This is a genomic window from Serratia sp. TSA_7, assembly GCF_052692135.1.
On record NZ_JBQZFU010000001.1, the window covers coordinates 303,721 to 324,408 of the forward strand.

The window sequence follows — 20,688 nt, forward strand, 5'->3', positions numbered from 1 at the left end:
CGCGCATAACGGCAGGGGCGGCACCGTCCCTGCCATTACACCACCCCGGTGGTGACACGAAACTCCCGCATTTTTCCTCCCCCCAACATCTTCACCGCCGCCCCGCCGGGCGTATATGGGCTGCAGGTAGCCGGCTGAACAAACCTGACCAAGCGTTGGCTGCCTTGTTGCGTAATGGGGCGCAGGCCGTAATTGAACTGGGCGGTAGAAAACCGTGTTACGTACCGCCTGCCCTTTGACGCCAGCATAAAGAACTCGGCCTGATCGACATACAGCGACAGATCGTCCGAGCACAGCATCTCTTGTTCGGCCACGTTCCCGTGCGGTGCCAACGCCGGAGCCGGCAGATTCTGACGGAAGACCGCATCCGGAATGCAGCCATAGTTAAGGTGGCAAACGTAGTTCAACGGCAGCGGCTCATCGGCAAGGTTGGTGATTTGCATCTCGATGGCAAATTGCGCGCTGTTCGCCGTTAAACGCAATGCCGGGCGTACCCGGCAACGCGGGTGAGAAAGTTCTCCGCTACCGTAAAGCGCCAATGTATCGCCTTCCACCTGCAACCCTATCCGTTGCATGCCTGCCAACAAACTGTCTTGCTGCGGCCAGGGTGAATGAAACGCAACGCCGCCAACCGGTTTGCCCTTGCCCGCTCGGGTGCTGCGACGCCCCGATTTCAGCGAGTAGCCGTCAAACTCGGCATCCCAAATCGTCAGGCCGCGGTAAGGCAATACCGTCAGAGTGCCACGGCGATTCGCCAGCGTCAGCACCTGGCCGCCCTCTTCACAGGTAAAAGCCGTGACCACAAAATCCGCATTGCGGAAAACTTCATCCGGTTGCATCCCAAACTGCTCAGGCGCCAGATTTATCATCATGTTCCTCCTTTTCCCCTGGGTGTTTCGCTCGTAAACGCGCAGCTTGCACTCTAAATGTTACTTAAATAACATAACATCATTCATTATGTTATACACCTAACAGCCCAAAAAACGATGATCTCCGCGTCATTTTTAAAATCGCGCTATGTTTACCGTCAGTGAAATGTTATTATTCTAACATTGTTCACATTCTGCTTTGTTTAAACCTCAATAAGGAATAGAGATGACTACCGAAAACATTGATTACGCCCGTTATGTCGATCACACCCTGCTGGCCATGGACGCGACCGAAGCGCAAATCGCCAAGCTCTGTGAAGAAGCGCAGCAGCACAATTTTTACGCCGTGTGCGTAAACTCCGGGTACGTACCGCTGGCGGCGCACCTGCTGCAAGAAAGCGAAGTAAAAATTTGTTCCGTGATCGGTTTCCCTCTGGGTGCCGGCCTGACCGTAACGAAAGCCTTCGAAGCTAAAGCGGCGATTGCGGCCGGCGCGCAGGAAATTGATATGGTGATCAACGTAGGTTGGCTGAAAAGCGGCCTGCTGGATGAAGTCAAAGCCGACATCGCCGCAGTGCGCGAGGTTTGCGCGGCGATCCCGTTGAAGGTAATATTGGAAACCTGCCTGCTCAGCGATGCGCAGATCGTTCAGGTTTGTGAAATGTGTCGCGAACTCGATGTGGCCTTCGTCAAAACCTCAACCGGCTTCAGCACCGGCGGCGCTCGTGAAGAGCACGTTAAACTGATGCGAGCCACTGTAGGCAGTGAAATGGGTGTGAAAGCATCCGGCGCCGTGCGCGATCGCGCAACCGCCGAGAAGATGATCAAAGCAGGTGCCACTCGTATCGGTACCAGCTCTGGCGTAGCAATCGTTTCCGGTGATCAGGCTGCCGCCGGCAGTTACTGATAACCTGAGGCGCCCCGATACCGGGCGCACGCCGTGATAATCTGATGCGGGGCAATGCGTCCAGCCAATAGGCTGAGTGCGTATTGCCCCGCATTTGTGTGTTCGGCCCTAGAGATTGGCTATTAACCCTGTGGGAAGACAGACTGATGGAAACGCGGCGCGAAGAACGTATCAACCGGTTAGTGCAGGCGTTAAAGCGCTCTGACAAGATCCACTTAAAAGAAGCCGCCGTGTTGTTAGGCGTTTCAGAAATGACCATTCGCCGCGATCTCAGCGCGGAGCCGGCCGCCGTGGTGTTGCTCGGCGGCTATGTGGTGGCCGATCCACGCAGTAACGGCGTGACTCACTATTTTGTTTCCGATCAAAAAGCCAAGCAGGTAACGGAGAAGCGCCGTATCGGCCTGCTCGCCGCTGCGCTGATCGGTGAAAACGACACGGTATTTTTCGATTGCGGCACCACCACCCCGGCGATTATCGACGCTATTTCCGATGAATTGCCCTTCACGGCGGTGTGCCACTCGCTGAATACCTTCCTGGCGTTGCAGGACAAACCGAACTGCAAAGTGATCCTGTGCGGCGGCGAATTCAAACCGAACAACTATATTTTCACCGCCGTCGGCCGGCACAACGAGCTGGATCATATCTGCCCGAATATCGCCTTTATCTCCGCAGCCGGCCTGAGCCTCCAACATGGCGCCACCTGTTTTAACTTCGACGAACTGGAGATGAAGCACCGGGCGATGGCGATGGCGCAGCAAAAGATCCTGGTCGCCGACCACAGCAAGTTCGGTAAAACCAAGCCTGCGTGCATCGGCCCGTTGACCCAGTTCGATCGGGTGATTACCGACCGTCAGCCCGACCCGCTATTTGTCGATTTTTTCAACGAAAACGCCATCGCCATTCGTTTTTAAACCGCCTCTTACCGTCGGCCGCGACCGGCGGTGCTCTTCATCGCTCGGTTCAGCCCCGCCGCAAACAGGACAAATAATGCGCAGTTGATGCATTTATTTTTTTAACCGTACGCTAGATTCAGGTTAATAAAGCGCAACAACCTATCAGGTATATTCCCCCACTTCAGCAAAATCCGACGAAATATCGACGATTCATTCGGCTTGATGGCGCTTTTATATGATAAATAGCGGCAACGTCGATGCGATAAATATCAACAAACATGCAACCATAACGCGCTAAATATGCCCAAATTAGTTTATTTATATGATGAATGGTTAAGCATTTTTATTCGCTATCCGGTTAACTAGTTTACCTGCGTTATTAGCGGGATATTCCCAACAAAACAAATAAAAATCATTAAGTTAATAGATATTTTACTTAAAAATACAATGTGATCTGCGTCACTAAAACTGCTTAATCCGGGTTTTTAGCTAGATCCAAACCTGCGCTTAAAATATATTGCTCGGCTTGCTGACAACAACAGCGTTTTATCTGGTTAAATATTGTTCGCACCGAATAAACATTGAAAGACTCTTGAGAGCGTTCTCAGTGCGAAATCTTACACAACTGCGCAACACATGCGTGAAAAACCAATAAAAAAGCAGTTACACGCACACATTACGCATTTGAGAGCATGATCACGGTTGTTTCCACTGTAAATCGTTATCTTGCCGCCAACAAAATCGGCAGGCACGGACCTTCCGGCAGCAGTACCGATGTAATGCCCTGATTCGGCGGAACGTCATTTGGTTAGTTATCCGACGCCTGCGCAAAAAGATAATTAGCATAATAAACAACCAGGGGGACGCCAGTTATCCCCGCAAGCAACACCTGATTCTTACCGATGTCGTATCTGAATTACGCCATTCGGTTTTAACCTTAAGTTTTGCCTTTAATTTTAAATTATCGTGTTCACTTCGGAGATATTTATGGACACTACACAGACCGGCACTATTGCCTCTGCGGCTTCTGGCTCCACCAGTACCTGGCGTAAAACGGACACCATGTGGATGTTGGGCCTGTATGGCACCGCCATCGGCGCGGGCGTTTTGTTCCTGCCAATTAACGCCGGCATCGGCGGTTTGATTCCTTTGATCATCATGGCCATCATTGCTTTCCCGATGACCTTCTTCGCCCACCGTGGCCTGTGCCGTTTCGTCCTCTCCGGCAAAAATGCCGGTGAAGACATCACCGAAGTCGTTGAAGAACACTTCGGCATCAGCGCCGGTAAGCTGATCACCCTGCTCTACTTCTTCGCTATCTACCCAATCTTGCTGGTTTACAGCGTGGCGATCACCAATACCGTCGACAGCTTCATTACCCACCAATTGGGCATGACCTCGCCACCGCGCGCCATTCTGTCGCTGATTCTGATCGTCGGCTTGATGACCATCGTGCGTTTCGGTGAGCAAGCCATCGTGAAAACCATGAGCATCCTGGTGTTCCCGTTTGTCGCCGTGCTGATGCTGCTGGCCGTGTATTTGATCCCGAACTGGACCGGCGCCATCTTCGAGAACGTCTCTCTTTCCGGTGCAGGCACCGGCATGGGCCACGGTCTGGTGATTACCCTGTGGCTGGCGATCCCGGTCATGGTGTTCTCCTTTAACCATTCGCCGATCATCTCCGCCTTTGCCGTAGCCAAGCGTGAAGAGTATGGCCAGGAAGTTGCCGAGAAAAAGTGTTCTCGCATTCTGGGTTACGCTCACATCATGATGGTGCTGACCGTCATGTTCTTCGTGTTCAGCTGCGTACTGAGCCTGTCTCCGGAGAATCTGGCGGAAGCCAAGGCGCAGAACATCTCGATTCTGTCTTACCTGGCCAACCACTTTAACAACCCGATGATCGCTTACATCGCACCGGTTATCGCCTTTATCGCCATCACCAAGTCGTTCCTCGGCCACTACCTGGGCGCACGTGAAGGTTTTAACGGCCTGATTGCCAAATCGATGAAGAGCCGTGGCAAAACCATCAGCACCAACAAGCTGAACCGCATCACTGCCATCTTCATGCTGGTCACCACCTGGATTGTTGCGACCCTGAACCCAAGCATCCTGGGTATGATCGAAAACATGGGTGGCCCAATCATCGCCATGCTGCTGTTCCTGATGCCGATGTACGCTATCCGCAAAGTGCCTGCAATGCGCAAATACAGCGGCCACATCAGCAACGTATTCGTCGTAGTGATGGGCCTGATTGCCATCTCCGCTATCTTGTACAGCCTCTAATCAAGCTCCGCCGGCGCCCCGTGCGCCGGCTTCTCTCAGCACGGCCCCCTTTACTGCACTAACGCCTAACACCTGAAGAAGGAGGCGAGACCATGGTCAGCGTTTTCGATATTTTCAAAATTGGTATCGGTCCATCGAGCTCCCACACCGTCGGCCCGATGAAAGCCGGCAAGCTGTTCACCGATGATTTGATTGCCCATCAACAGTTGATGGATACCACCCGCGTGGTAGTGGATGTGTACGGTTCGCTGTCGCTGACCGGCAAGGGTCACCACACCGACATCGCGATTATCATGGGGCTGGCGGGCAACCTGCCGCATGACGTGGACATTGACGGCATCGCCGGTTTTATTCGCGACGTTGAACACCGTGGCCGCCTGCTGCTGGCTAACGGCCGCCATGAGGTGGATTTCCCGTTGCAAGGCGGCATGAACTTCCACAGCGATAATCTGCCGCTGCACGAAAATGGCATGCGCATTCGCGCCTTTGGCGGCGAGCAACTGCTGCACAGTAAAACCTATTACTCGACCGGCGGCGGCTTTATCGTCGATGAAGAACATTTCGGCCAACCCGCGACAAATCAGGTTCAGGTGCCCTACCCGTTCCGATCGGCGCGTGACCTGCAGCAACACTGCAAGGATTCAGGCCTGTCGCTATCCGGCATGGTGATGCAAAACGAGCTGGCGCTGCACAGCAAGGCCGAGATCGACGCCCATTTCGCCGACGTCTGGCAGGTGATGCGCGCCGGCATCGAACGCGGCATGAACAGCGAAGGCCTGTTGCCCGGCCCGATGAAAGTCCAGCGCCGCGCCGCCGCCCTGCGCCGCATGTTGGTCACCGGCGACAAGAACAATATCGACCCGATGAACGTGGTTGACTGGATCAACATGTTCGCCTTCGCCGTGAACGAAGAGAACGCCGCTGGCGGCCGCGTGGTGACTGCGCCGACCAACGGTGCCTGCGGCATTATCCCGGCGGTGCTGGCCTATTACGACCAGTTTATTCGCCCGGTGAATCCGAATTCCTATACCCGTTATTTCCTGGCTTCCGGCGTGATTGGCGCGCTGTACAAGATGAACGCGTCGATTTCCGGTGCAGAAGTGGGTTGCCAGGGGGAAGTGGGCGTCGCCTGCTCAATGGCGGCGGCGGGATTGGCGGAGCTGATGGGCGGTAGCCCGGCACAGGTTTGCATCGCGGCGGAGATCGCCATGGAGCACCATCTGGGGTTGACCTGCGATCCGCTGGCCGGCCAGGTTCAGGTGCCTTGTATCGAACGTAACGCGATTTCTGCGGTGAAGGCGGTCAACGCCGCACGCATGGCGCTGCGCCGCACCAGCGAGCCGCGCGTGTGCCTGGATAAGGTGATTGAAACCATGTATGAGACGGGCAAAGACATGAACGCCAAGTACCGCGAAACCTCGCAAGGTGGCCTGGCGATCAAGGTTGTGGCCTGTAACTGATAAAAGCGAGGGCGCAATGTTATCCATTGCGCCCTCTTTCATTATTATTGCCGTTAACCGAAAACGCTGCCGAACCACTGGCTCAGCTTCATCATCACCATGTCCCAAATGCGGCTGAAGAAGTTGCCTTCTTTCACTTCCTGCATCACCACCAGCGGGTATTGTTCAATGGTTTTACCGTCAAGCTGGAAATCAATGGTGCCCACCACCTGGTTTTTCGCCAGCGGCGCTTCCAGCGTTGGCTGATTCAGTTTGTAACTGGCTTTCAGATTTTTCATCTGCCCTTTCGGGATAGTGACCGCCGCATCTTTGGCGACGCCCAGCGGCACGTCGTTGATTTCACCGAACCACACGCGCTGAGTCACAAACGGCTTGTCGGTTTTAATCGGCGTGGCGGTTTCGTAGAAGCGGAAACCCCAGGTCAGCAGTTTTTCACTTTCGCTGAAACGAATACGGTCGCTCGGCGCACCCAGCACCACCGAGATCAGGCGCATCGGGCCGTCGGTCGCGGATGCCACCAGGTTATGGCCGGCGCCGCCGGTGTAGCCGGTTTTGATGCCGTCGACATTCAGGTTGGAACTCCACAGCAGGCGGTTGCGGTTAACCTGGCGGATCTTGTTGAAGGTGAACTCTTTTTCTTTATGCAGCGCGTACTCAACAGGCACGTCGCGGATTAGCGCCTGGCTCAGCAATGCCATATCGCGCGCGGTGCTGTACTGCCCTTCCGCATCCAGGCCATGCACCGTCAGGAAATGGGTATTCTGCAGGCCCAGTGATTTGGCGTAGTTGTTCATCAGACCGACGAACGAATCCTGGCTGCCCGCCACATAATCGGCCAATGCGATGCTGGCATCATTGCCCGACTGAATGACGATGCCTTTGTTCAGTTCCATTACCGGCACCTGATCGCCCGGTTTGATAAACATCAGCGAAGAGCCGCGCAGCGCCGGGTTGCCGGTTGCCCAGGCGTCCTTACCGACGGTCACCATATCCTCCGGTTTGATCTTGCCGGCCTTGATGGCCTGGCCGATCACATAGCTGGACATGATCTTGGTCAGGCTGGCGGGATCGAGACGCGTATCGGCATTGCCCTCCGTCAGGATTTTGCCGCTGTTGTAATCCATCAGCACAAACGCCTTGGCGTCAACCTGCGGGGCCGCCGGCGCTTCGGCTGCCTGGATTGCAGGCGTAGCCAGCAACAAAATGCTGACGCTAAAGGTCAATTTCTTCAGGGAGGTGGATAAGTTTTTTTTCATCATGACGTCGCCAGAGTGTCCATTCAAATCATTGAAATAGCGTTAACTTTCAAACATGTTCACGTTTTCAGCCAACCAGCGAGAGTGGCTCGGCGCGCGTTTGCCAACCGCAGACTCCCTGCGGCCCCCCAACGGGTGAGCGGCGCACCAAAAATGCCCTTGCTGTGAGTTTATTAGATTTATCTTATTTTTGCAGGGTTTAGCATGAATTTTCATCATTTTTACATAACTGTACGCTCTGTCGCGCAATTTGGATGAAAAGCCAGCCATACGATGTTTTCTTATACCACTAACGGCTATACGGCTGCACATCTGAACCGCTGAACATCTGCGCATCCATACGTCCAAATCAGACTAATATATTCCAAAAATGCATATTGAACGGTTATTTGTTCTTTTTAATGCGCTTATTCACAGCGCTATCATCCAGATAACGGTTTTTAAACCGAATTATCCTGGAGATTACCCATGGCAATACCGCACTCCGTCATCGACATGATCGGCAATACCCCGATGCTGGAACTGACCCAGTTCGATACCGGCCCCTGCCGGCTGTTCGTCAAACTGGAAAACCAAAACCCCGGCGGCTCGATCAAGGATCGCGTGGCGCTGTCGATGATCGAGCAGGCCGAGCGCGACGGCAGCCTGCAACCCGGTGGCACCATCATTGAAGCCACCGCCGGCAATACCGGCCTGGGGCTGGCGCTGGTGGCGGCCCTGAAGGGCTATAAACTGCTGCTGGTGGTGCCGGACAAAATGAGCCGCGAGAAGATTTTCCATCTGCGTGCGCTGGGGGTTGAGGTGGTGCTGACGCGTTCGGACGTGGGCAAAGGCCACCCGGCTTACTATCAGGATTACGCCAAACGGCTGGCGAATGAGATCCCCGGCGCTTTCTATATCGATCAGTTCAACAATCCGGCCAACCCTGCGGCCCATACCCGCACCACTGCGCCTGAACTGTGGCAGCAGATGGAGAATCGGGTGGATGCCATCGTGGTCGGGGTCGGTTCAGGCGGTACCCTGGGCGGCCTGAGCCAGTATTTTGCCGACGTATCGCCGCAAACCGAGTTTGTGTTGGCCGACCCTGCCGGCTCGATCCTGGCGGACTATCTCGATAACGGCCAGATCGGCGAAGCCGGCAGTTGGCTGGTGGAAGGCATCGGCGAAGATTTCATTCCGCCGCTGAGCAACTTCAATCAGGTGCGTAACGCTTACCGCATCGGTGATGCCGAAGCCTTCACCACCGCGCGCGATCTGCTGCGCAAAGAAGGCGTGCTGGCCGGTTCATCCACCGGCACCCTTTTAGCCGCCGCGCTGCGCTATTGCCGGGCGCAGACCGAACCAAAACGCGTGGTCACCTTCGTTTGCGACAGCGGCAACAAATACCTGTCCAAAATGTATAACGATCACTGGATGCTGGAACAGGGCCTGTTGAGCAAACCGCAGCACGACGATCTGCGCGATCTGATCGCCTACCGTCACGACGAGGGCGCAGCGGTGTCGGTCGCGCCGGAAGATACTCTGGCGATCGTTCATGCCCGCATGCGGCTGTATGACATTTCGCAACTGCCGGTATTGGAGGGCGATCGCGTGGTCGGCCTGATCGATGAGTGGGACCTGCTCAATGCGGTTCAGGCGGACGCCAGCCACTTTAGTCTGCCGGCCACCCGCGCCATGACCCAGTCGGTCAACACCTTGCAAAAAGAGGCCAGCTATCAGGATTTGCTCGCCACCTTCAATCACGGCCACGTTGCGGTGGTGCTCGACGGCGAGCGCTTCCTCGGCCTGATTACCCGGACAGACGTGCTTAACGCCTGGCGCCAAAAATTACGTTAATAAGGATTATTGTATGGCCAAGTTCGATACGTTGACCGTTCATGCCGGATACACCCCGGACGCCACCGGCGCAGTGATGCCGGCTATCTACGCCACCTCGACCTACGCCCAACCGGCGCCGGGCGAGCACACCGGCTATGAATATTCACGCAGCGCCAACCCGACGCGCACCGCGCTCGAAAGCGCCATCGCCGAGCTGGAAGGCGGCAGCCGCGGCTACGCCTTTGCCTCCGGCCTTGCGGCCTGCTCAACGGTACTGGAGCTGCTCGATCAGGGCAGCCATCTGGTGGCGGTCGACGATCTGTACGGCGGCACCTACCGCCTGCTGGAAAAGGTGCGCAGCCGTACCGCCGGTTTACGCGTCACCTATGTTTCCCCGGCGGACATTGCCGCGCTGGAACAGGCGATCGAGCCGGAAACCAAAATGATCTGGGTAGAAACGCCCACCAACCCGCTGTTGAAGCTGGCCGATCTGAGCGCCATTGCCGCTATCGCCAAAAAACACGGGTTGATCAGCGTGGCGGACAACACTTTCGCCTCGCCGTATATTCAGCGGCCGCTGGAGCTGGGGTTCGATGTGGTGGTGCATTCCGCCACCAAATACCTTAATGGGCATTCCGACGTGGTGGCCGGAGTCGCTGCCGTGGGTGATAACGCGGCGCTGGTGGAACAACTGGGCTTCCTGCAAAACGCGGTGGGCGGCATCCTCGATCCGTTCAGCAGCTTCCTGACGCTGCGCGGTATCCGTACGCTGGCGTTGCGCATGGAGCGCCACAGCAACAGCGCCTTGCGTATCGCCCAGTGGCTGGAAACCCAGCCGCAGGTGGAGGATGTTTATTACCCAGGCCTGCCGAGCCACCCGCAGCACGCGCTGGCGGCAAAGCAAATGAGCAGCTTCGGGGGCATGATTTCGGTCCGGCTGAAAGGTGATGACGCCTTTGCGCGCAGGGTTATCAAGCGTTCGCAACTGTTCACCCTGGCGGAAAGCCTGGGCGGCGTTGAAAGCCTGATCAGCCAGCCATTCAGCATGACCCATGCGTCGATCCCGCTGGAGCAGCGGCTAAAAACCGGCATCACGCCGCAGTTGCTGCGCCTGTCGGTGGGGATTGAGGATGTGGAAGATTTGATCGCCGATCTGCAACAGGCGCTGGCGGAATAATCCCCCGTCATGAACATGAGATAAAAAGGCCTGGCTTACCGCCAGGCCTTTTTGTTATCCGCAGTCAAACGCCGACGACATCCTGATAGTGGCGCTGCGCCACATCGGGGTGGGAGCGGATCCGCCCCTTCAGATAGTTAAAGCCCACGTCGCGGAACAGCGGGTTATGCGGATCGCTGGCCGGGCCGCGCGCCTCTGCCGCCAGTTGCGCAGGCAGTTGATACAACGGCACCACGGCGTCTAACCGCGCCCCCAGGAAGAAAGCGATCGACAGCCTGTCGCTTCCCGCCGGCGGCGTCTCCACCCGATGCACCGTAGCGCGCAAATAACCGTTGGTCGCCAGTTCCAGCAGCTCGCCGATGTTGACCACGAAGGTCTCCTCGCGCGGCTCGGCGTCGACCCAGTTCCCTTCGCTGACTTCGACCTGCAAACCTTTTTGCCGGTCTTGCAGCAGGAAGCTGAGGAAACCGGAATCCTTATGGGCACCCACCCCCTGCCCACTGGCGGTCGCTTCGCGCCCCGGGTAACGGATCAGCTTGATGTGTTCATTCGGCTTCTCGCCGTAGAGCGGGTCAAACGCCTGCTCCGGCAACGAAAGCGCCAGCGCAAAAGCGCGCAGTAACCGCAACGACATGCCGGTCATCGCTTGCTGCCATTGCAACAGCAGCGGTTTCAGCTCGGGCAGCGCCTCTGGCCATTGATTCGGCCCCTGCAATCGTGCCCAGCGCGGCGTTTCTTCGGCCAGTTGCAACGCCGGGCGTTCCGCGCCGATATCAAACTGCTCGCGCCAGTCCGGCTGGCCACGCGTCAACTCCGCTGCCGCACGGTTATAGCCGCGAAAGTGCGGCGAATGAACCATCTGCACAGCCAGCTTGTCCGCTTCCGGTAACGCGAAAAATTGCCTTGCCCGCTGCTGCAATTGCGCATTCAACCGGGTATCGACGCCGTGTCCGCGCAGATAAAAGAAACCTACGTCACGCGCCGCCGCACGCAAGCCGTCGAGAAACGCCTGCCGCTGCTGCGCATCACCGTCAAGCTGCGAAAGATCCAACAGCGGCAGCGTCTTCAGCGTCAGTGGTGGTGTCATTGTCCTGTTCCTCGTCATCCCCAACAAAAACCGGGCCGGTATAAAGGCGAATTATCAACATTTTCAGCTCCTGAATGGCCTGCGTATGCCCCTATAGTTACCACCCAGTCTGACGGGCGAGCCAATATTGTTGCGTTCTAAGATATGCAAAGGTTCAACAAAATGACGTAAAACCGTCATCAATGTTTCTTATGCTCTGCGCAATTTCGTCGCCGCCACTGGCTGGCGGCATAGGGTATCCGCTATTGTTGTATTCAACCCCCCGTTTCCCTCCCTGCCTGCCGGAGAAATACTGATGGATTTAGCCTTGTTCGACCTGGATGAGACCCTGATTGATGATGACAGCGCCAGCCTGTGGATCCGTTGGCTGGTGGCGGAAGGGTTCGCGCCGGCGGAACTGGAACAGCAGGAACAACAGCTGATGCAGCTCTATTACCAGGGCAAGCTGTCAATGGAGGACTACATGCAGGCCACCCTGACGCCGCTGACCGGCTTAAGCACCCAGACGGTGGCCGGTTGGGTACAGCGCTATATCCGACGTGATATCCTGCCGCGGGTTTATCCCGCTGCACGTGAGCGATTGCTGTGGCACCGCGAGCGCGGCGACTGCATTCTGGTCATTTCCGCCACCGGCGAACATCTGGTCGCGCCGATAGCCGAACAGCTCGGTGCCGACGGTGCGCTGGCGATTGGCGTCTCCATTGAAGACGGACGCTTCACCGGTGACACCTACGGCACCATGACCTACCAAAAAGGCAAGGTGATCCGCCTGAAGCAGTGGCTGGCGGAACACCCGGAGCTGAGCTTCGAACACAGCCACGGTTACAGCGACTCGCTGAACGACAAGGCGATGCTGGAATATGTCGACAGCGCTACGGTGATTAACCCAGACAGCGATCTGCATGCGTTGGCTGTCGAACACGGCTGGGAAGTGTGCCGCTGGGAACGCTGAAAGCGGGCAAAAAATGCCATCCGGATGTGACAAAACCCAAATTGTGGCGTAAGAATAATCACTTAGGTTTGTTAATCCGCTGAAGCTTAAAGAGGGGCTCTATGCTGACCATCTGGGGTCGTGAGAATTCAAATAATGTCAGAAAAGTGCTGTGGTGCGCCGCAGAGCTGGAGTTAAGCTACACCCATATCAATGCCGGCGGCGCATTCGGTAAGGTGAACGAAGAGCTCTATCGTTCGTTAAACCCGAATGGCCTGGTGCCGTTGCTGCAAGACGATGACTTCGTGCTCTGGGAATCGAATACCATCGTGCGTTATCTGGCGGCGAAGTTTGGCAGCGAGCCGTTCTACCCGCAGGATCTGCAGGCGCGAGCCAGCGCAGAGAAGTGGATGGACTGGACAACCTCCACTATCGTCGCGTCCTTCTCCATCGTGTTCTGGGGACTGGTGCGCACTAAACCAGAACTGCGCGACATGGCGAAAATCGAAGCGGCGATCGCCACGCTGGAAAAACACTTCGACGTGGTGGAAGCCACTCTGGGCAGCCAGCCTTATCTGTCCGGCGAAGCCTTCGGTTTCGGCGACATTCCGCTCGGCAGCTTTGCTTACGCCTGGTTCTCCATGCCGATTGAGCGCCGTCCGCGCCCGAACATGGAGCGCTGGTACCAACGGTTGACCGAACGCCCGGCCTATCAACGCGCCGTGATGAGCGAGTTAACCTGAGTGTTGCGCGCCCCGTTGGGGCGCTATGATTTCTCCGTCAGCCCGACACGCAACAGCTTGCCGTTATCCGCATCGGTTAACAGATAAATATAGCCATCCGGCCCTGTCCGTACCTCGCGGATCCTTTCCCCTCGATCCTCCAGCAACCGCTGTTCGGCGATCACCTTGTCGCCCTGCAACGTCAAACGAATCAATGCCTCCTGCGCCAGCGCACCGATAAACAGCGAGCCCTGCCATTCCGGGAAACGGCTGCCGTTGTAAAACGCCATGCCGCTGATGCCCGGCGAGACTTGCCAATAATGCAACGGCTGTTCGGTGCCGGCCACTTTCTGCCCTTTCGCCTCCGGGATCGCCAAACCGGAGTAATTGATGCCGTAGGTGGCGATAGGCCAGCCGTAGTTTTTGCCCGCCCGAGGAAGATTGATCTCATCGCCGCCGCGCGGGCCGTGCTCGTGCTCCCAGAGCGCTCCGCTCCACGGGTTCAGCGCCAGTCCTTGCGGGTTACGGTGACCATAAGACCAGATTTCCGGCCGCTTGCCGGCCTGGCCGACAAACGGATTATCCGGCGGTACCGCGCCGTCGGCAGTTAAGCGCACCACCTTACCTTGCAGCTTGTCCAAATCCTGCGCCGTCGGCCGTTGGTTATTTTCACCCAACGCGATAAACAGATAGCCCCGACGATCGAACGCCAACTTGCCGCCAAAATGGTTGCCGACCGACAGCTTCGGCTGCTGGCGGAAAATCACCTTGAAACCGTCCAGCCGCCGGTTGTCGGCGCTCAGCCGCCCATAGCCCACTGCGGTGCCCGCCTTGCCGTCATCACCCGCTTCGGCAAAGCTGAGATAAACCCGACGGCTGTCGGCAAAATCTGGCGCCAACAGCACTTCCAACAGGCCACCCTGCCCTTCGGCATACACCTGCGGCACGCCGGTAATCGGCGCTGACAGCCCTTTGCCCTGCTGCCATAACCGCAAACGCCCCGGTCGTTCGGTAATTAACATCCCTTGTTCACCGGGCAAAAACGCCAGCGACCACGGGTGTTCCAGCTTGTCTTGCAACTGCGTTACCGCCGGTGCGGCCTGCAGCAGGCCACTGAATAACAGCAAACCGGCCATCATGGTCAATCGGGGCATGGCATCCTCCTGGACAAAAACCGACCCATTCAGTGTAGCCCAGCAGGCCGATTCCGACGTTTGTTTTAAATTTCAATATGTTGAATTTTAGCCAAACTGAGCTTAAGTTAACGAATTACTCAGGAGAAAACATGGATATCACCGTAACCGATACACTCAGTGAAGACACCCTTGACGCCATCCGACAAGGTCTGAGGGCCCATAACAGCCCGTACATTGATGCCAGCCAGCGTAAACCGCTTGGCGTCTATACCCGGGATGCTTCCGGTCAGGTTGTCGCCGGGCTGACCGCAGAGACCTGGGGCTACTGGCTCAGCGTCGACTGGCTATGGGTGGCGGATTCGCAGCGTGGCACCGGGCTGGGCCGTAAAGTGCTGCTGGCCGCCGAACAGGAAGCTATCGCCCGTGGCTGTCGTTACGTTCGTTTAGATACCTTCAGTTTCCAGGCTCGGCCGTTCTACGAGAAACTTGGCTACCAACTCCAAATGACGCTAAAGAATTACCCGGTGGAGCATGAATGTTACTTGCTCACTAAAACCCTAATTGAATAAAACAGGTGGCCTGATGGAAACCGCAACCATGGTTGTGAACAGCGTGGCGTACAAAGCCGGTAAACGGCTGGGTGAAGTGACCATTGATGACATCAGCGACGTGGTCAAGCAGCCGGATACCTTCGTCTGGCTCGGGCTTTGGCAGCCGGAGGACGCCTTTATGCGCAAGGTGCAGGAAGAGTTCGGCCTGCACGATCTGGCGATTGAGGATGCGCTGTGCGCCCACCAACGGCCCAAGCTCGAAGCCTACGGCGATTCGCTGTTTATCGTGGTCAAAACCGCGCAGTGGGGCGACAACGAAGTCGAGTACGGTGAAACCCACTTCTTCGTGGGCAAAAACTTTTTGGTCACGGTGCGCCACGGCGCGTCACCCAGCTATGCACCGATCAGAGCCAAAGCGGAGGAAAACCAGAAGCAGCTGTGCCACGGACCCGGCTTTGCACTGTATTCGGTGCTGGACTTTGTGGTGGATAACTACCGCACCGTAGTGGCCAAATTCGAGGCGAGCATCGAAGGCATCGAAGCCAACATGTTCAAATCGGAGTTTGATCAAGCCGCCATCGAGAACGTCTATACCCTGCGGCGGCACCTGCTGGCGCTGCGCAATGCCGCGTGGCCGATGGACGAAATCTGTAATCAACTCATTCGCCTGCATGAAGAGGTGATTCCGAAGGAACTGCGTGCCTACGTGCGGGACGTTCAGGATCATGCACGCCAGGTGGTCAGCAACATCGACGACATGCGCGAAATGCTGACCAATGCGATGCACGTGAACCTGGCGCTGGTCACCGTTAAACAGAACGAAGTGGTGAAACGGCTGGCGGGCTGGGGGGCGATCCTGGCGATCCCGACCGTGGTTTTCAGCCTGTACGGCATGAACTTTGCCGACATGCCCGAGCTGAAATTCCCCTGGGCCTACCACGCCACCCTCGGGGTGACCGTCGCCGGTTGTTTCTTCCTGTATCAGAAACTGAAGAAGTCCGGCTGGTTGTAAACGGCAACCCCGTTTTGCCAAATTACTCAGACAGTACCTGCGGTTGCGGGTTTTGCCGGGTCAACAGGCTGCCAAGCACAAAGGCTACACCGCCCGCCAGCAGCCCACCGTAGATCGGGCTGTTGGCCTCGATGCCGTGATAATACATCAGCCCCAACACACACAGGCTACCGGCCAACATGCTCGCGATAGCGCCGGTGCTGGTGGCTCGCTGCCAGAAAATCGCCCCGACCAGCGGGATCAGCATGCCGCCCACCAGCAAATTATAAGCCAGCGTCAGTGCCGCCATGACATCCCTTACCAGAAACGCCAGCCCCAGCATAATCACGCCCATGATCAGGGTGGTCAATCGTCCGGCCGCCAGCCCGCCCGAAGGCCGCTTGCGGATCGCCGGCAACACGTCTTCCAGCGCGATGGTGGAAGAAGCCAGCAGGCATGCGCTGGCGGTTGACATCAGCGCAGCCAGGGCGGCGGCGGCCACCAGCCCGCTAACGCCTGCCGGTAATACCGCCTGAGCGATGGCGGCAAAGGCGCCGTCGGTGTTGGCCAACTGCGGCAGGACAATTTTGCCCGCCATGCCGATCAGCGCACCTGTGACGCCATACAGCACACAGTAGACCCCGGCTCCCAGGCCGGCATAGCGCGCGACATTGGCACTGCGGGCGGTAAATACCCGCTGCCAGATATCCTGACCAATCAGGATGCCAAAGAAGTAGATCAGGAAAAACACCAATATGGTGTCCAGTCCGATGGACGACAACTGATAATAACCGGCCGGCAACAGGTTGCCGAAGGCTTCCCAGCCGCCGGCCTTGACGATACTCATCGGCATCAGCACCAGCATCATGCCGACGGTCATGATGATAAACTGGATGATATCGGTGAGCGTCAGTGACCACATGCCGCCCAGTGTAGAATAGAGCACCACCAAACCGCCCCCCAGCAGAATTGACGCGGCAAAAGGCAGATCAAACATCACCTGCATCACGCTGCCGATGGCGATAATCGAGGTCACCGCCACCATCAGGTCATACGCCAACATGATGGCACCGCTGGTGACCCTGGCTGCCGGATGATAGCGGCGCGCCAGCACCTGGCTGACGGTATACAGCTTTAACTGGAGCAGCGGTTTGGCCAACACCGTGCTCAATACCACAATGCCCGCCCCCAGCGCGCCGCACAGCCACACGCCGGAGATGCCATAGGTGTAACCCAGTTTGACGCTGCCGATGGTTGACGCGCCGCCGAGCACCACGGCGGACAACGTACCAAGATACAGCCCCGGCCCCAGATTGCGGCCGGCAACCAGGTAATCCTCTTTGGTGGCGGCTCGCCGTACGCCCAACCAGCCCACCGCCCCTATCATCAAAAAATAAAACACCACTACCAGCAGATCGAGATTCATCGGCCACTCCGTATGCTTGTTGTTATGTGAACTCAGGCGCAACGGCTCCGCCGGTCCGGGTTCGCCGCGTCTTATCTTTCAGGCAGGACGCACAGCATTTCAAACAGCAGGTTTGCCGCCAGCAGAGCCGTGTTGCCGGAACGATCATAAGCCGGCGAGACCTCCACCACGTCCGCGCCGATCAGATTCAATCCCCGGCATCCCCTGACGATCTCCAGCCCCTGCCAAACCGACAGCCCACCCACCTCCGGTGTCCCGGTGCCCGGCGCAAACGCCGGATCCAGCCCGTCGATATCAAAGCTGAGGTAAACCGGAGCACCGCCCATTTGCTGACGCACCTCCGCCATCAACGGCGCCAGCGAGCGATACCAGCAGGCTTCCGCAGGCACCACACGGAACCCCTGCCGCCGCGACCAATCAAAATCGTCCGCCGCATAACCGCTGCCGCGCAGGCCAATCTGCACCACCCGTTGCGGCTCCAGCAGCCCTTCTTCATAGGCGCGGCGAAAAGTGGTGCCGTGGGCCAGCTTTTCGCCGAACATCTCTTCGTTGGTGTCAGAATGGGCGTCAACATGGATTAACCCAACCGGGCCATGATGGCGGGCGACGGCGCGCAGGATCGGCAGCGTCAGCGTGTGATCGCCCCCCAGCGTCAGCGGAACGCACCCATGGGACAAAATGCCGTTATAGGCCAGCTCAATGCGACGAACGCTGTCCTCCAGGCTGTAAGGATTAATGGCGATATCACCTAAATCGGCGACTTGCAGCCGCTCAAAAGGCGCGGCGCCGGTGCCCATGTTGTAGGGACGGAGCATCACCGACTCCTGGCGAATTTGCCGTGGCCCGTAGCGCGTTCCACTGCGATTCGAGGTGCCTATATCGAGAGGAATGCCGACAAAGGCCGCAGCCAGCCCCTGGGCATCATCGGCTACGGGCAGGCGCATCATGGTGGGGATGCCGGCAAAACGCGGCATCTCATTACCGCTCTGGGGTTGATTCAACATGTTTTTTCCTTTTCTCAGACGTCGAAAATGCCAACATTCAGATAACAAACACAGGCTACCCGCCGCCAGAAAGGGCTACCATTCCATCTTTGGAATGTAAGCATCGAAAACGCCGATGCCAGTAACACATTGAACTATTGATTTTTATTTCAAATCCATGACATATGAACGCAGGCTTCCAACCTTGGATGCCCATTGCGATGATGTTATCAGAAGGTTAACTGCCGGCTATTCTTGCGGAGGGAAAGGTGCTCACCAACCTAAGCGATATCGATCTCAGACTGCTGCGGGTTTTTGTCGCCGTAGCCGAAGCCCAGGGCGTCAGCGCCGCCCAGGAGGCGCTGTTGATGAATCAGTCGACCATCAGCACCCACCTCGCCACGTTGGAGACCCGGCTGGGTTTTCGCCTGTGCCAACGTGGCCGATCCGGTTTTATGCTGACCCCGAAAGGGGAACGCATACTGATCGCCTGCCGCAGTCTGTTCAACGCGGCACGCGACTTTACCCGGGTGAGCCAATCGCTAAATGGGTTGCTGACCGGCGATCTGCAGATCGGTCTGGTGGATAACCTGGTGTCGCTGCCGGGCAATCCGTTCAGCCGCGCCATCAAACATTTTCAGCACCGGCATCAGGATGTTCAGTTGCAGTGCCGGATTTGCGCCCCCGCCGAACTCGAACAGGGGCTGCTGAATCAACAGCTCGATCTGGGGATCGGGTACTTTGGCCAGCAGTTGAATGAATTGCAGTATCAGCCGTGGCTCCAGGAAACGCAGGCGATTTATTGCAGCAACGATCATCCGCTGTTTACCGTCGAGCAACCGAGCCGCGAACAGATCGAAAATGCGCGCTGGGTTAAACGTGGCTATCTGCTGGCGCAACGGCTGTGCCCTGTCGCACCGTTAAACCTCGGCGCGGTTGCCCATCATATGGAAAGCGTTGCCCATTTGGTGCTTAGCGGGGAATATCTCGGCTACCTGCCGACCCATTACGCCGCGCGCTGGGTGGAACAAGGGGTATTGAAACAATTGGGTGGGCAAGCGCTCTCATATCAGGCGGCGTTAAACCTGGTGACACGGCCCGGCCAGCCTAAGGAGGCGTTGAGCGCGTTGCTGGAGGATTTAAATCAATTGGCGCGGGAAGCGCAAAAAACAAACCCCGCGACAGCGGGGTTTGAGAGGCGAATTAGTTGACCGGCATACGTGCCGGATCCGGGTACTGGTACTCAAACCCCAGTTCGTTGCAGATGCGGCTGCCGTCCACCAGCCGACCGCCCTGCTCGCTCTCGGCGGCAAACTGTGGCGGGGCCAGATGCAACTGCTCCGCCAGCGCAGGGTAGAACTCGCGCTTGGTCGGATGGGCCGGCGCGCACAGATTATAAACGTGGCCGCCTTTCGGCAGCTTCAGCAGCAGTTGAATGGCCGCAATCACATCATCCTGATGTACCAAATTAACCCCTTGCGAGCCGCCCTTGACGTCTACTTTGCCGGCCAGGAAACGGCCAGGGTGACGATCCGCGCCAACCAGCCCCGCCAGACGCAAAATATCCACCGAGGTGTTAGGCAGTTCATGCAGCCAGCGCTCAAGCTCCGCCAGCACACACCCGGAGGGCGTCACCGGCCTCAGCGGCGAATCTTCGCGCACCGTGCCGGCCGTTTCGCCATACACCGAGGTTGAACTGGTAAAAATGATGCGCGACACGCCAAAGGCCATCGCGCTGTCCACCAGCATGCGAACCGCATTGAAGTAGTTTTCGCTGCCTTCTACGGTACGGCGAGCGGGCAACGTCACCACCAGCGCATCGACACTCAGCAACGGCTCCAGATCGTCCGGATCGCAAATCAGATCAGGCGTCATTTCCAGCCGATAACATTCAATCCCGCTCATGCGCGCGGCCTCGACGCCATCCGGCGTAGTTTTACTGCCGACCACGTCAAACCCACGGCTCATCAGCGACAGGGCCAGCGGCATCCCCAACCAGCCCAGACCAATAATGGCTACCTTTTTCATTATCTTCCTCTCTTGAAGATCGCAGCGCTCTGCCCATTAAGGCTACGCCACTCCGTGAGGTGATACAATCCACCCTGCTTAAGCTTAGGTAAAACCGTGTCTAGCTAATAACCCACCCTGTTTCAATAAATTAAATTTATGACTGTAAAAAAGGGTTGCGCGACAGACAG

18 protein-coding genes are annotated in these 20,688 nt (G+C 57.1%); 11 read left to right on the top strand and 7 right to left on the bottom strand.

The annotated features are described in order from the left end of the window. Positions 1-35: 35 nt before the first annotated feature. Positions 36-869, bottom strand: coding sequence for a hypothetical protein (locus ACUTQW_RS01550; RefSeq protein ID WP_004942502.1), 834 nt, complete (start codon positions 867-869; stop codon positions 36-38). A 226-nt stretch (positions 870-1,095) separates the two neighbouring features. Here ACUTQW_RS01550 and deoC point away from each other — a divergent pair, with 226 nt between their 5' ends. From deoC to ACUTQW_RS01570, 4 genes are all read left to right on the top strand, one after another. Next, the gene (deoC, locus tag ACUTQW_RS01555) at positions 1,096-1,776 is read left to right on the top strand and encodes a deoxyribose-phosphate aldolase (RefSeq protein WP_004942500.1); all 681 of its coding nucleotides are present in this window, start codon (positions 1,096-1,098) and stop codon (positions 1,774-1,776) included. Positions 1,777-1,922: 146 nt separating this feature from the next. Then, positions 1,923-2,687, top strand: coding sequence for a DNA-binding transcriptional repressor DeoR (gene deoR, locus ACUTQW_RS01560; RefSeq protein WP_004942497.1), 765 nt, complete (start codon positions 1,923-1,925; stop codon positions 2,685-2,687). 969 nt (positions 2,688-3,656) lie between these two features. Continuing rightward, positions 3,657-4,952 carry an HAAAP family serine/threonine permease gene (locus ACUTQW_RS01565; protein ID WP_004942496.1) on the top strand — a complete coding sequence of 432 codons (1,296 nt, stop codon included), beginning with the start codon at positions 3,657-3,659 and terminating at the stop codon, positions 4,950-4,952. Between the two features lie 92 nt (positions 4,953-5,044). Continuing rightward, positions 5,045-6,412: an L-serine ammonia-lyase gene (locus tag ACUTQW_RS01570; protein WP_064798764.1), complete on the top strand. Its 1,368-nt coding sequence runs from the start codon at positions 5,045-5,047 to the stop codon at positions 6,410-6,412. Positions 6,413-6,465: 53 nt separating this feature from the next. On the opposite strand, the gene ACUTQW_RS01575 is transcribed toward ACUTQW_RS01570, so the two are convergent. Further along, on the bottom strand, positions 6,466-7,671 hold the full coding sequence (locus tag ACUTQW_RS01575) for a serine hydrolase (RefSeq protein ID WP_004942494.1): 1,206 nt from the start codon (positions 7,669-7,671) through the stop codon (positions 6,466-6,468). 465 nt (positions 7,672-8,136) lie between these two features. On the opposite strand from ACUTQW_RS01575, the gene ACUTQW_RS01580 reads away from it, so the two are divergent. Then, positions 8,137-9,504: a pyridoxal-phosphate dependent enzyme gene (locus ACUTQW_RS01580; RefSeq protein WP_006324452.1), complete on the top strand. Its 1,368-nt coding sequence runs from the start codon at positions 8,137-8,139 to the stop codon at positions 9,502-9,504. A 13-nt stretch (positions 9,505-9,517) separates the two neighbouring features. Continuing rightward, entirely contained in the window at positions 9,518-10,663 is a 1,146-nt protein-coding gene (locus ACUTQW_RS01585) for a trans-sulfuration enzyme family protein (protein WP_445654780.1), read from the top strand. A 64-nt stretch (positions 10,664-10,727) separates the two neighbouring features. Here ACUTQW_RS01585 and ACUTQW_RS01590 read toward each other — a convergent pair whose 3' ends face one another. Further along, a complete protein-coding gene (locus ACUTQW_RS01590) occupies positions 10,728-11,750 on the bottom strand; it encodes an isopenicillin N synthase family dioxygenase (protein ID WP_004942491.1) in 1,023 nt (340 codons plus the stop codon). A 295-nt stretch (positions 11,751-12,045) separates the two neighbouring features. Between ACUTQW_RS01590 and ACUTQW_RS01595 the strand changes: the two genes are divergently transcribed. Next, positions 12,046-12,702, top strand: a complete 657-nt coding sequence (locus ACUTQW_RS01595; protein ID WP_004942490.1) for an HAD family hydrolase — start codon at positions 12,046-12,048, stop codon at positions 12,700-12,702. Positions 12,703-12,803: 101 nt separating this feature from the next. Then, a complete protein-coding gene (locus ACUTQW_RS01600) occupies positions 12,804-13,424 on the top strand; it encodes a glutathione S-transferase family protein (RefSeq protein ID WP_004942485.1) in 621 nt (206 codons plus the stop codon). Positions 13,425-13,447: 23 nt separating this feature from the next. Here the strand turns inward: ACUTQW_RS01600 and ACUTQW_RS01605 are convergent, their stop codons facing one another. Then, positions 13,448-14,557, bottom strand: coding sequence for a PQQ-dependent sugar dehydrogenase (locus tag ACUTQW_RS01605; protein WP_020438773.1), 1,110 nt, complete (start codon positions 14,555-14,557; stop codon positions 13,448-13,450). Between the two features lie 131 nt (positions 14,558-14,688). Between ACUTQW_RS01605 and ACUTQW_RS01610 the strand changes: the two genes are divergently transcribed. Next, positions 14,689-15,108 carry a GNAT family N-acetyltransferase gene (locus tag ACUTQW_RS01610; RefSeq protein ID WP_004942481.1) on the top strand — a complete coding sequence of 140 codons (420 nt, stop codon included), beginning with the start codon at positions 14,689-14,691 and terminating at the stop codon, positions 15,106-15,108. Positions 15,109-15,121: 13 nt separating this feature from the next. Then, positions 15,122-16,102 carry a magnesium and cobalt transport protein CorA gene (locus ACUTQW_RS01615; RefSeq protein WP_004942465.1) on the top strand — a complete coding sequence of 327 codons (981 nt, stop codon included), beginning with the start codon at positions 15,122-15,124 and terminating at the stop codon, positions 16,100-16,102. A gap of 22 nt (positions 16,103-16,124) precedes the next feature. Here the strand turns inward: ACUTQW_RS01615 and ACUTQW_RS01620 are convergent, their stop codons facing one another. Both ACUTQW_RS01620 and speB read right to left on the bottom strand, forming a co-directional pair. Next, positions 16,125-17,507 (bottom strand): sodium:solute symporter, encoded by a 1,383-nt coding sequence (locus tag ACUTQW_RS01620; RefSeq protein WP_004942463.1) that lies wholly within the window; start codon positions 17,505-17,507, stop codon positions 16,125-16,127. A 71-nt stretch (positions 17,508-17,578) separates the two neighbouring features. Beyond that, a complete protein-coding gene (gene speB / locus ACUTQW_RS01625) occupies positions 17,579-18,511 on the bottom strand; it encodes an agmatinase (protein WP_037430527.1) in 933 nt (310 codons plus the stop codon). 248 nt (positions 18,512-18,759) lie between these two features. On the opposite strand from speB, the gene ACUTQW_RS01630 reads away from it, so the two are divergent. After that, positions 18,760-19,701, top strand: a complete 942-nt coding sequence (locus tag ACUTQW_RS01630; RefSeq protein ID WP_006324446.1) for a LysR family transcriptional regulator — start codon at positions 18,760-18,762, stop codon at positions 19,699-19,701. Here ACUTQW_RS01630 and ACUTQW_RS01635 read toward each other — a convergent pair. Continuing rightward, positions 19,694-20,518 (bottom strand): SDR family oxidoreductase, encoded by an 825-nt coding sequence (locus ACUTQW_RS01635; protein ID WP_006324445.1) that lies wholly within the window; start codon positions 20,516-20,518, stop codon positions 19,694-19,696. The two genes, ACUTQW_RS01630 and ACUTQW_RS01635, sit on opposite strands and share 8 nt — an antisense overlap. Between the last annotated feature and the right edge of the window lie 170 nt (positions 20,519-20,688).

What these genes read in the sequence shown, in the direction of transcription:
- ACUTQW_RS01550 (WP_004942502.1), bottom strand. Translation starts at nt 869, where the DNA reads ATGATAAATCTGGCGCCTGAGCAGTTTGGGATGCAACCGGATGAAGTT.
- deoC (WP_004942500.1), top strand. Translation starts at nt 1,096, where the DNA reads ATGACTACCGAAAACATTGATTACGCCCGTTATGTCGATCACACCCTG.
- deoR (WP_004942497.1), top strand. Translation starts at nt 1,923, where the DNA reads ATGGAAACGCGGCGCGAAGAACGTATCAACCGGTTAGTGCAGGCGTTA.
- ACUTQW_RS01565 (WP_004942496.1), top strand. Translation starts at nt 3,657, where the DNA reads ATGGACACTACACAGACCGGCACTATTGCCTCTGCGGCTTCTGGCTCC.
- ACUTQW_RS01570 (WP_064798764.1), top strand. Translation starts at nt 5,045, where the DNA reads ATGGTCAGCGTTTTCGATATTTTCAAAATTGGTATCGGTCCATCGAGC.
- ACUTQW_RS01575 (WP_004942494.1), bottom strand. Translation starts at nt 7,671, where the DNA reads ATGATGAAAAAAAACTTATCCACCTCCCTGAAGAAATTGACCTTTAGC.
- ACUTQW_RS01580 (WP_006324452.1), top strand. Translation starts at nt 8,137, where the DNA reads ATGGCAATACCGCACTCCGTCATCGACATGATCGGCAATACCCCGATG.
- ACUTQW_RS01585 (WP_445654780.1), top strand. Translation starts at nt 9,518, where the DNA reads ATGGCCAAGTTCGATACGTTGACCGTTCATGCCGGATACACCCCGGAC.
- ACUTQW_RS01590 (WP_004942491.1), bottom strand. Translation starts at nt 11,750, where the DNA reads ATGACACCACCACTGACGCTGAAGACGCTGCCGCTGTTGGATCTTTCG.
- ACUTQW_RS01595 (WP_004942490.1), top strand. Translation starts at nt 12,046, where the DNA reads ATGGATTTAGCCTTGTTCGACCTGGATGAGACCCTGATTGATGATGAC.
- ACUTQW_RS01600 (WP_004942485.1), top strand. Translation starts at nt 12,804, where the DNA reads ATGCTGACCATCTGGGGTCGTGAGAATTCAAATAATGTCAGAAAAGTG.
- ACUTQW_RS01605 (WP_020438773.1), bottom strand. Translation starts at nt 14,557, where the DNA reads ATGCCCCGATTGACCATGATGGCCGGTTTGCTGTTATTCAGTGGCCTG.
- ACUTQW_RS01610 (WP_004942481.1), top strand. Translation starts at nt 14,689, where the DNA reads ATGGATATCACCGTAACCGATACACTCAGTGAAGACACCCTTGACGCC.
- ACUTQW_RS01615 (WP_004942465.1), top strand. Translation starts at nt 15,122, where the DNA reads ATGGAAACCGCAACCATGGTTGTGAACAGCGTGGCGTACAAAGCCGGT.
- ACUTQW_RS01620 (WP_004942463.1), bottom strand. Translation starts at nt 17,507, where the DNA reads ATGAATCTCGATCTGCTGGTAGTGGTGTTTTATTTTTTGATGATAGGG.
- speB (WP_037430527.1), bottom strand. Translation starts at nt 18,511, where the DNA reads ATGTTGAATCAACCCCAGAGCGGTAATGAGATGCCGCGTTTTGCCGGC.
- ACUTQW_RS01635 (WP_006324445.1), bottom strand. Translation starts at nt 20,518, where the DNA reads ATGAAAAAGGTAGCCATTATTGGTCTGGGCTGGTTGGGGATGCCGCTG.